Raw genomic sequence first — 9,063 nt, forward strand, 5'->3', positions numbered from 1 at the left:
CTCACATAATCCGCATCCCGGTGTTCCAACCACAGCCGAAGCGACTTCGACTGCCCGTAGGCCTCGTCCATCGTCACCCACCCCACCGGCATCCCGGCGTCCAGGGCACGAGCCAGCATCTGGCGGGCCATCCGCACCTTCGTGGCGAACTCGACCTCGTCCGGGATCCCGGCCGCCCGACACCGCTGGCGGTCCTCGGTCCACGACGCCGGGAGGTAGAGCTGCCGGTCGATCAACGCGTGGCCCTTCGCCGAGCGGTAGGCCACGAACACCCCGACCTGGCAGTTCTCGGTCCGTCCTGCGGTGCCGGAGTACTGCCGTTGCACCCCGGCCGACCGCGTGCCCTTCTTCAGGAACCCGGTGTCGTCGACTATCAGCACGCCCGCCGGATCGCCGAGGTGCTCGACCAAGTAGTCCCGCACATCGTCACGGACCGCGTCGACGTCCCAGTCCGCCCACCGCGACAACCTTTGCATCCCGTCCGGTGACACATCCCCGGCCTGCTCAGCCAGGGTCCAGCCGTTCTTGCGGCCCGGGCCCGAGACCAGCCCGCACAGGTACTGACGCACCCGCCGCAGCGGCTCCGACCGGCGAACTCGAGGCCCGATCCGCGCGTGCAACCGGTCCAGCTCCCCGTGCCACCGGTCAACATCAACATCCGTCATAGGCAGACCAACGAACGCGAGCCGAACCCGATTCGCTTACTGCCGTTGCAGTACTAGCGGTTGTTCCATTCGCTGGCGCGCCTCCTCGAGACGCCGAGGTGCCGTCGGCGCGGAAGGCTCGGCGGTATGCCGCTGGGGAGTTGCGCATGGCGCGGCTGAAGTGGTGACGGTAGGTGATCGGGGAGTCGAAGCCCACCGTCCTGGCGATCTGCTCATTCTTCGCCACGATCAAAACCGAACTCCTCCACCGGCAGGCCTGGCCCACTCGAAAGGCCGCCCAACAGGCAATATTCGAGTACATCGAAGGGTGGTACAACACCCGCCGCCGGCATTCCAGCCTGGGCTACCTCAGCCCTGCCGCCTACGAGGCCAGCACCAACGTCCGGCCGCTAACCGCTCTCAAGGTAGCTTGAGGATCAACACATCGACCCTGTCCGTCGAATCGGGTCAGGCCCAATCCTGGTAGTACTGCGCCGGCTCCGGCCGAGGAAAGTTCGGGTGCCTGGTCCACTCCGCCACGAAGTGTGAGACCTCGTAGAACCCCTCAGCCATCCAGCGCGGCAAGTCGCCATGACCCTCGCGCTGCTCACAGGCCACCCGCATCGCCCGCTCCAACCGGCTGAACGCCGCCCGGTCCCAGACGAGTTCACAGCGCAGTCGGAGCAGGAAGCTCCCATCCACGGACTCGAACTCTCGCCTCAGCACCGTCAACACGTCGTCCACGCCCGCATCTTGGCAGCCCGGTACGACGCCCTCGGCACTGTCAAACTTCTTCAGACACGTGACACTAGATCCTAGAATCCGTGTGTGATTACGATGGCACACGTCACGAAGATCTATCGGGGAGCGCGCCGTCCGGCCCTGCACCAACTCACCCTAGCCATCGAGAAGGGGGACTGGGCCTTTGTGATCGGCGGGACTGGTTCGGGGAAGTCGACATTTCTGCGTCTCATCGTCAACGAGATCCGCCCGACGCTCGGTGCGGTGACCGTGGCCGATCGGGATATCGCAGCCCTCAGGCGGTGGCAGCGGCCGCATCTGCGCCGCCGCATTGGCTATGTGCCCCAGACGCCGGTGCTCGTCCCGCATCAGACCGCCTACGAGAACGTGGCCCATGCGCTCACTGTCATCGGGAAGACCACCGCAGTGTCCCGTCGCGTCGTCCCAGAGGTGCTGGAGTTGGTCGGGCTGTACCGGAAGGAACACCATTATCCTCACGAACTGTCCGACGGGGAACGACAACGGGTCGTGATCGCGCGCGCCTTCGTTAACCGGCCGCTCATCATCGCCGCGGACGACCCGACGTCGGCCGTCGATCCCGATACTGCGGTCGAGATTCTGCGCCTGCTGGATCGGATCAATCGGGTGGGCACCACGGTCGTGATGGCGACGTCGGACGCCAATATCGTCAACATGATGCGGCGCAGGGTCCTGGAGCTGGAACAGGGTTCGCTGATCCGTGACGAGCGACGTGGCGTCTACTAAGTGGGTTGCCGGAAAGTTATGTCCGCAACTCGCCCGAGTTGATGTTGGTACCAACCTGAAGGCCTCGGCGGGAGTTCGATCGAGTTTCGACACAACGATCATCCCGACGAGGTCTTCGCCAGTATGCGTACCGCGCACGTGTCCACCAACCTGTCCGAACGCATGTGGGCCGTGCTGAAGCAGTACATCGCGCGAACGCCGCTCCAGCCACGATGGCCGACCGGATCCGGCAGGCACACGCCTTTTTCCGCTACCGCACCCCAGACCAGAACCTCATCACCTACCGCACCCTGGACCTCGCCCTGGCTACCCCAGGTTTACGGACAAGACTTTTGGCCAGGCGCTTAGCTAGTAGTGCCGGCTCGGTCAAGACGATTCCCGGGTCAGCACGCAGATAGGCGCACCGGGCTCGAATAGCGGTGAGGCTGGATCGCAGATCACCCGCGCCACCAGGTACACATCTGACGGCGGTGACTGCGGCGGTGGACCGGTGGACTTGGCGCGGCCGGTGAGCAGCACGATGGCAAACACGAGAAGGCACACCATGGCGATCAAGAGAACGCTGGCGGCCGTCCGGGCCGCCGCCCCGCCTGTGCCCGGAAGGTCGAACGGTGTGACTATCCAGGTGTCGTCCGTGGACGTGTAGTCGGCCCTACGGTCATAGCCGGCGTCATCGTTCTTTACCGTCAGTTCGGCTGGCGCTAGGTTCGAATCCTCGGCGTCGGCATCCGCGACGGGAAGGTCGGTGAGGTCCCCCCGGGCCCGCACGAAGGCTGCGAGCGGGTGCGAAGGAACAGCCGGGGAGGTCTGCTGGGCCAGCCACGCAACGTCGGAAAGGCGCAGGACGACGAGTCCGTCCGCGGCTGCGGCGACGATCGTCCCATCGTCATTGATGGCGACCGACTGGACGATCGACCAGATGTTGATCTCGCCGATCGTGCCGGCCTGGCCATCGCCGATAATGATTCGATCACCGGAGCCGATCGCCCACAGCCCACGGCGAGTGCCGCACTGGGCGGACGTTGTTGATAGATCCACCACCGCTGATGCCGCCAGTTTGACCCGTCGTCGAGGCAGCCACCAGCGGATGCCATGACCCGCGGAAATTGTAACCGCGATGCACCGCCCTTGAGCCCGTGCAAGTGCTTTGCCGTGCACGCTGTCGATCGTGAGCGAGTCCACGGAGCGGCGCAGGTTGACCACAGCGGTCTTCGCTCGGCCGGTCGTGATGTCGAGCAGAGCGATGCGGCCCTGCCTTGTACCGATCATGACCGCGTGTAGGCCGGGCGTCTCCACGATGGCCAACGCCGTGGCGACGTCGCCGCCGCCGCGCCACAACACGCCACGCAGCCGGCCGCTCGCGAAGTCCCATGCCTTGACTGTTCCGTCTTCGCTAGCCGTGAATGCGACCGTGGCGCCGGATACCACTGCGGCAGCGAGCGCCGTGATTCGTTGGCTGTGCGCCATCCACCGGTCCACCGGGCCGGCACGCAAATCCCAGGTGTAGACGACGCAGTCCTGCGAGGCAGTTGTCAGCGCCAACTGCTTACCGCCGTGCTCCACGACGGCGATCATCGCCACCGGACCGCCCGGTTGTTGCAGTACCGACTTCCTCGATCCCGTCCTCGCGTCCGAGATCATCAACAGATGGCTGGGGAGCCGGCTGGCGGATCTGCCGGACACGTCCTCGGCACCGGCGACGACGATCTCGGTCCCGCCGGCCCCCGCGAGCGCGACGGACCAAATGCGATGAGCCTCCGACTCCAGGTCCTCTGACAGCAGGTGGGGACCGAGATCCCACAAACGGACTGTCCCGTCCGCACCACCGCTAACGATGATCGAGCCGCTCGGTGAGTGGAAGGTTGCCACGGACGTGACAGCGCCAGCATGGCCCCTCGGGGATTCATACTCAAGGCGACCCGTTGCCATCTCCCGGATGCGCAATGCACCGTCGGTGCTGCCGGTGATGACAAAGGAACGGCCGTTGACGGACGCGACGGCCAGCGCCGAAACCGGCTCCTCGAGGGTGTACCCAACGATCGCCTCGGGAGTGCCGGAAGAGGCGAGCCACGCCTTCAGCTCTTGGCGCGGCCGGGCCTCGGTCTGTAGGTCCTGCTTCTCCCGCTTGTCGACTGCCCGTAGCGCGGTAGCGATGTCCTCACCTTCGTCGTCAACCGTGCGTCGGCCACCAATCGGGGCGATGGTGATGACCGCCTGCTTGCCGTCGACCTCGCAACCAAGCAAAAAATCCAGGGGTCCGTCCGACGCCCTCCAGGCCTGCAGCAGGCGCAACGCGTCGACGTCCCAAACACCGACGTCACCGTGCGCGTTTCCGGTGACGAGTAGATCGATGCCTGCAGACCGCAACGTGGCTAGGTGCTCGATGCCGCTGCCGACCGGTGATCCGCAAGCCTGACGCCCGAGATCACCATCGGGCCGGCTGCGGTTGCCGCCCGCGCTGGCAAAGCGAACCCTAGCCCGATTCCTGCCCACGACGAAAACGGTGTGCATCCCGTCGCCAGCGAGCAGTGCAATCGGGCTGCACTCCCGCGGGACCCGCCTCGCGAGGCGGCGCAACGACGCCGAGTCTGCGCCCAGCGTCACGGCGTACAGACGAGTTCCGCTGCGGTAGACGAGTCGTCCACCGTCCTGGGCGCCCGCGGGCGGCACCATCCGGCCGGGCCCGCCGCGGGGGAAGGTCACCTCGCAAAAGGCCCGTTCCGAGTCCAGCTCCCAAGCCCGTACCCCTCCACCCGCACTGGCCACCACGGACGGGCTGCCGTCGATCACGGTGACGCCTACCGTGTCGATAGCGGCGTTCAGCCGGCAGAGGACCCGATGCGGGGGGGACGGCGACCAGGCCGCGTGTACCGTTCGCCACGGGGCAGGCAGTCCGCTCTCGGCAATGCTTTCAGCGAGACCGACTGCCCCATACTGGTGCGCCGCCAGTTCGAGGTACGCGACAAGGGTCTCGAAGTCGCCGGTCGACGCATGTGTCGCCTGCTGGAACGCCAACGCCGCCCGCCGGCCCGGTACAGTCCGTGCATGCTTGGCGGCATCCAGCAGCCGTGAACGATCAGCGGACGTCAGGTAATGCGGGTTCAACAGGTACTGGTCGATGTCGCCGGCCCTCGCCGCATGCGTGGCCAGGTGCCGCCTCACGTAAGGGTGCGCCCGGCGCCACTGCTGGCCGTCGACCGTGGACCGCAGGCCCCGCAAAAACCTGTCATGCACACTACGGCGCCTCGCGCGGGACGCCTCGTCGTCGGGTCCACGGAGGTGTTCAGCCAGCGCCTCGTGATACAGCCGATAACTCGAGCGCTGTTCCTCCTTGGCCTCGATGATGTAGTACCCCGCATGCCGGACGAGCCAGTCGATGTCCTTGTCACGGTAACGACGGCCGGACACGGCCGAGGCGACGCGCGCCCATATGTCCTCCCACGGCAGACCTGCTCCTTCCGCATATGCGAGCGGTAGGAGAAGGTCACGGGCCTTCTGCGCCAGCGGCCCCAATCGTTCGTTGATATCGCGCTCCATCGCGGCCGCGGCCTCCCTGGGCAGACCCGCGCGCCACCGCGAATCGTCAGGGTCACGTACGACATCCGCCCGCAACGCCAAGCTACGTGCCGTGATGAGCGCGACGAGGAACGATTTGCCGGACGCCGAACCCACAGCAGACGCCACCTTGTCGGTCACCTCCCGCAACGCCGCGTTGTAGGGGCTGTCCGGAACGATCTCGAGGAGGCACCGCTGTGCGTACGCCTGCACACTCGCTGGGTCCGCGAACCCAGCATCATCGATGTCGATAGACGCCGCGCCGAGTTCTGACAGCAGGTGCCGCCGTGTGCCGATAAGCAGCCTCAGGTGACACTGGGCACCGTTGCGGACGATCGGCCGAAGAACCTCGTGCACCAGCGCGTCCGGATCGCTCGCCTCGTCGACGGCGTCGACGATAACCGTGATGATCGGATCATCACGCCGCTTGAGCGCGGCAAGCAGGTCCACGACCGAGTCCGCGCCCGTCTCCGCCGCCTCGCAGAGTCCGGCGAGGACCTCCTCAACGGTCTTGCCGCGGGCATGGATAAAACGGCGGACGCTGCCTGTTGCCGGCATCGCCGCGGCTGGGATGTCGTCCAGGCCGGGTACGCGCCTACGGTGCACGGGGTCGGCGAGCACAAACAGTCTGGCCAGCAACGCGGACTTTCCCGACCCGGGTCCGCCCGTGACGACCAGAGAGGTCCCTCGGTCATCGGCCAGCCAGCGGCTCAGCCGCGACATCGCGGCGATGCGGCCTGTGAACAGCCACCGCCCCTCCATCGGCACATCGAGGCCTTGTGCCCGCGGCCACACGTGACTCTCCAGCTCAGTCTCGCGTAGGCGCTCCTGCAAAGTGTCGCGGGTGCGCAGGTCCAGGTCCCGCCCCTGTGGGTTGTACCGCGGGTTGGGCAGAAACTCGCTGACTCCCGCAGCCTCGCCGTTAAAGAACAGCGTGACGTGCTGCCAGGGCGGTGTGCGGTTCTCGACCATGGTCATGATCGAGTCGAGGGGGAGGAACTCGGGCTCGTGACCACCACTGGACGGATGCCGGACGGCTTCCATGAAGCTGGCGGTGAAGGCACACGACCGTGCGCTCTCCCGCGGCCGTGCCGCCGCGACGATCGCCACGGTTGGACTCCTTGCCTGACCACCGAGCAGGGACAGACGGCTGATCGACTCCTTGGCTAGGTCGCCGCCAGCGGCTCCGGCGTGGCACGTGTCGAAGATGACGAGAAATCGCCGAACCCGCGTACCACGGAGGATCCACGTCGCCAGGGTGCTGCTACCCAGCCCGGTGCGCCACAGGTCGGCCGTCGTCTCGGGGAACGGCAGCAGGAAGTCACCACCATCGACGAGCCCGTGTCCCGTGTAATAGAACACGACCGTGTCGAACTCTGACCGGCTCTCGTGCGTGAGGAAGTCGCCGAGACGACGACGGACATCATCGATACCCAGATCGGCGTCGAATCCCGGCACGGACTCGTACCCAAGGGCGGTAAACAGGTCACGCATGTCGCGCACCGCATCGACGAGCTCCGGCCGATCGTCCAGCTCATCGTTGTGCGGGTGCTTCGATGTGGCCAACCCGATGAAGAATCTGCCGCCGGCCTGGCGGCTATCCGCAGCCATCCGCCCGGCTACCCCCGCAGCGCTGCGAGTATCGCCTCGCCGGTGGACCTGGCGGTCAGATAACGGGTCACGGCGTGCACCTGCACACCGTTATCGATTTCCACGTCGGTCACCTCCGCACCGAACACGTTTCCCAGCACCTTCACCAAAGCGACGAAGTCGGCCCGGTCGGCGATGTTCGTCCAACTTTTTACCCCGCCGGGCCATCGGCACCGCCAGCTGTCGCCCTCGCGCTCGGGTGCCGGCGTCAGCCGGTCAAGGATCAGGTTGCGCACAGCCAGCGGCGACCCCAAGGTCACCAGGCCACGCACGTTCCACTCGGGATGGGCGCACAGCGCCTCATAGGCGACGACCGACCCAAGCGAATGAGCGACCACGACTTCGGTGTCGGCCCTGATCTGCCGCGCGAACCGGTCCTGGATGGCAGCGCGCCTATCCGAATCGGTGAAGTACTGGCGAACCTGCTTCAACCACAGAATCAGCAACCGCTCGGTCGCACCGGCGAGGAACCGCGAACAGGCCAGGGCGGCCAACGCCGCCTGCGCGCCTTTCAGCAGTCCCAGCATCCGTTCGTCGGTCGGCGGCACACTCCGGTCCGTCCGGGCTGCCTCTGCCCACCACGCGTCCAACAGCGCCGCGTCCGCCGGATCGTCGATGTCGTCGGCATCCAACAGCTCCGCCTCGGTCGCGCCAAGCAATCGGCCCGGGTGCCGGAAGACGTCACCATAAAAGACGCAGCCAATGTCGTCCTCAGCGACCGTCCCGTCGCCTCCAGCCAAGCCGATGCCGTCCAACAGCGCGGGCACCCAGGACGCCGCCATAGATCTCTCGCCCGAGTACGTGTTGAGGATCCCATGCACCGCGACGACCCTGGCCACGTCCACTCCTCCGAGACGTACGGCGAGCTCGACCCGATCGCCCGCCTCGCCGCAGCGTCACTGGTGCGGCGTCCGGCGCGGCTCATCGGCCGACCTCGTTGTCAGTGCATCGATGGTCACGCGCGCCTGCGGCACGCCGTCCGAATCACGTTAGCCGCCAAAGTCGCTCCATGCGACCCAACGAATGCGTCTCACATCCGACGAATGTTCCGCACGGCCGAGCGTCATCGGGCAGCCGCTAGCCTACGCCGCCGCCGTCCGCGACGCCCTGGCCGATTTCACCGGACCAATCCCCCGGTCGCAGCAATCCTGTGCTTAATTGACGCGTCGTAAACCGGTCACGCAGCCTGCAACGCCGCCGCGCCGTAGCCCGACGTTTCGCTCCGCGTCTGGCGCAGCGCGACGACACCGGACGCGCCGATCTGCCCGACCGGTGGCGCTGGGACACGGTCCAGACCCCGCCACGACGGCAGCGCGAAGTGGTGGTGCTCCGGTACTGGTGCGGCCTTCACCGGACATCGCCCCCGCAGTCGGCCCCAACAACATGCGTCCAGTGGACCTGATCATCTGCGGCAGCATCACGGTCAGCCGGCGGGACGGCGTACGGGTCGGCAAGGGCGCGGGCTCCTCCGACCTGGAGATCGCACTCCTCACCGAGGCCAGGCTGTCACCACGGACACCGCCATCCACCGCACCCAACTCCTCGACGAGGAACTCCCCACGCAAGCCACGATGTCACTGATCTCCAGTTGCAGCGGGCCGCCGGGAGAGGCAACCAAGCCGGTCGCGTGTGGAGTTTGCCAACCGACTGAACCGCCCCGGGTTTGGTAGCGGCTAGATGGGTTGGGTTTCCGGCTGGGTTAGTCGGT

General features: G+C 66.5%; 6 protein-coding genes and 2 pseudogenes. 4 read left to right on the forward strand and 4 right to left on the reverse strand.

Annotation, left to right across the window (positions count from 1 at the left end; all coding sequences use genetic code 11):
- Nucleotides 1–2: 2 nt before the first annotated feature.
- Nucleotides 3–665, reverse strand: a pseudogene (locus IEY96_RS31850) (IS701 family transposase); the annotation flags it as partial.
- Nucleotides 666–838: 173 nt separating this feature from the next.
- Between IEY96_RS31850 and IEY96_RS31855 the strand changes: the two are divergent.
- On the forward strand, nucleotides 839–1,078 hold the full coding sequence (locus tag IEY96_RS31855; RefSeq protein ID WP_189198498.1) for an IS3 family transposase: 240 nt from the start codon (nucleotides 839–841) through the stop codon (nucleotides 1,076–1,078).
- Between the two features lie 34 nt (nucleotides 1,079–1,112).
- Here the strand turns inward: IEY96_RS31855 and IEY96_RS31860 are convergent, their stop codons facing one another.
- The gene (locus IEY96_RS31860) at nucleotides 1,113–1,388 is read right to left on the reverse strand and encodes a hypothetical protein (protein WP_189198499.1); all 276 of its coding nucleotides are present in this window, start codon (nucleotides 1,386–1,388) and stop codon (nucleotides 1,113–1,115) included.
- A 93-nt stretch (nucleotides 1,389–1,481) separates the two neighbouring features.
- Here IEY96_RS31860 and IEY96_RS31865 point away from each other — a divergent pair, with 93 nt between their 5' ends.
- Nucleotides 1,482–2,150 carry a cell division ATP-binding protein FtsE gene (locus IEY96_RS31865; RefSeq protein WP_229792011.1) on the forward strand — a complete coding sequence of 223 codons (669 nt, stop codon included), beginning with the start codon at nucleotides 1,482–1,484 and terminating at the stop codon, nucleotides 2,148–2,150.
- A 147-nt stretch (nucleotides 2,151–2,297) separates the two neighbouring features.
- A pseudogene (locus IEY96_RS33300) lies at nucleotides 2,298–2,498 on the forward strand (IS630 family transposase); the annotation flags it as partial.
- Between the two features lie 18 nt (nucleotides 2,499–2,516).
- On the opposite strand, the gene IEY96_RS31870 reads toward IEY96_RS33300, so the two are convergent.
- The gene (locus tag IEY96_RS31870; RefSeq protein WP_189198501.1) at nucleotides 2,517–7,316 is read right to left on the reverse strand and encodes a caspase family protein; all 4,800 of its coding nucleotides are present in this window, start codon (nucleotides 7,314–7,316) and stop codon (nucleotides 2,517–2,519) included.
- Between the two features lie 8 nt (nucleotides 7,317–7,324).
- Nucleotides 7,325–8,194, reverse strand: coding sequence for a lipase family protein (locus IEY96_RS31875; protein WP_189198502.1), 870 nt, complete (start codon nucleotides 8,192–8,194; stop codon nucleotides 7,325–7,327).
- A gap of 499 nt (nucleotides 8,195–8,693) precedes the next feature.
- Between IEY96_RS31875 and IEY96_RS33505 the strand changes: the two genes are divergently transcribed.
- On the forward strand, nucleotides 8,694–8,936 hold the full coding sequence (locus IEY96_RS33505) for a hypothetical protein (protein WP_505838179.1): 243 nt from the start codon (nucleotides 8,694–8,696) through the stop codon (nucleotides 8,934–8,936).
- Nucleotides 8,937–9,063 lie beyond the last annotated feature (127 nt).

Origin of the sequence: Micromonospora fulviviridis (genome assembly GCF_014648395.1) — a bacterium.
GTDB classification, from domain to species: Bacteria; Actinomycetota; Actinomycetes; order Mycobacteriales; family Micromonosporaceae; genus Micromonospora; species Micromonospora fulviviridis.

Coding starts and splice junctions, on each gene's coding strand:
- IEY96_RS31865 (WP_229792011.1), top strand. CDS start 1,482: ATGGCACACGTCACGAAGATCTATCGGGGAGCGCGCCGTCCGGCCCTG.
- IEY96_RS31870 (WP_189198501.1), bottom strand. CDS start 7,316: ATGGCTGCGGATAGCCGCCAGGCCGGCGGCAGATTCTTCATCGGGTTG.